The organism is Thermodesulfobacteriota bacterium, assembly GCA_035325995.1.
Classification (GTDB): Bacteria; Desulfobacterota_D; UBA1144; order Nemesobacterales; family UBA2774; genus JADLGH01.
The window spans coordinates 1-1,330 of record DAOKYU010000049.1 but is presented as its reverse complement, the minus strand read 5'-3'; the positions used below and the strand labels follow the sequence as shown (position 1 = coordinate 1,330).

At 55.0% G+C, this 1,330-nt stretch carries 1 rRNA gene; it reads right to left on the bottom strand.

Annotated features, from left to right (window positions below):
• A 23S ribosomal RNA gene (locus tag PKC29_15615) occupies positions 1-1,020 on the bottom strand; the annotation flags it as partial.
• Positions 1,021-1,330 lie beyond the last annotated feature (310 nt).

The window sequence follows — 1,330 nt, the reverse complement described above, 5'->3', positions numbered from 1 at the left end:
TACCCAACCTTCAGCCTGGCCATGGGTAGATCATCTGGTTTCGGGTCTACACCCACCGACTCAGTCGCCCTGTTCGGACTCGCTTTCGCTACGCCTCCCCTATCCGGTTAAGCTCGCCAGTGAATGTAAGTCGCTGACCCATTATACAAAAGGTACGCAGTCACCCCTGCACGATGGACTCTCGATGAGTCCATCGTGCAGGGATGACTTTCGTCTCGCGCTTGCCGCTCGCTTTCGCTCGCGCCAATCGCAATCCGAAGTCACGCCACTTCGATTGAACTCATCAAGGTTGCCAGATCCTTGCGGCGGATCTTCCGCTCCGGGCGGATCTTCCGCTCCGAGACGGTTTTAGCGCCTTCCTTGTTACGGATCTGTTTCTTTCTTTAATTCTTTTGAGTCGCGCTGCGCGCTCCTCGAAAGAACCGAAAGCCCATTGTGCAGGGGCTCCCACTGTTTGTATGCATGCGGTTTCAGGATCTATTTCACTCCCCTCCCGGGGTTCTTTTCGCCTTTCCCTCACGGTACTGGTTCACTATCGGTCGATCACGAGTATTTAGCCTTGGAGGATGGTCCCCCCATCTTCAGACAGGATTTCACGTGTCCCGCCCTACTTGTCGCACACTCAGTTCCACCACCAGGCTTTTGCATACGGGGCTTTCACCCACTATGGCCGGCCTTTCCAGAGCCGTTCTGCTAGCGTAATGGTTAAATTGTGCTGGCTACTCCGATTTCGCTCGCCACTACTTTCGGAATCTCGGTTGATTTCTTTTCCTCCGGCTACTTAGATGTTTCAGTTCACCGGGTTCGCTCTGCCCACCCTATGTATTCAGGTGGGAGTGACCCTGCATACAACGCTCTCCGCGCACACCGAAAGCGTTCTATGCAGGGCCGGGTTTCCCCATTCGGACATCCACGGATCAAAGCTTGTTTGCGAGCTCCCCGTGGCTTTTCGCACGCTGCAACGTCCTTCATCGCCTGTGATCGCCAAGGCATCCACCACATGCACTTAGTCGCTTGACCCTATAACCTTGAACTCTGCCTCGGCGGCAGAAGACCAGGCAAGGGCAACTCACGCTTGTGCCGCATCCAGCCCGCTGGTTACAGGCCAGATGCAGTAGATACAATCACAACCCATGCGTCGGCTCCTTGCGGATCCGACACACTTTACTTCTTCCTGATTTTTAAAGAACGAACAGCCTTTTCACCGTAAGCGGTGAGCGGTAAACAGTGAGCGCATTCAGTCGCTCACCACTCACCGCTCACGACTCACCCTGTTTGGTGGAGGTGAACGGGATCGAACCGATGACCTCCTGCTTGCAAAGCAGGCGCT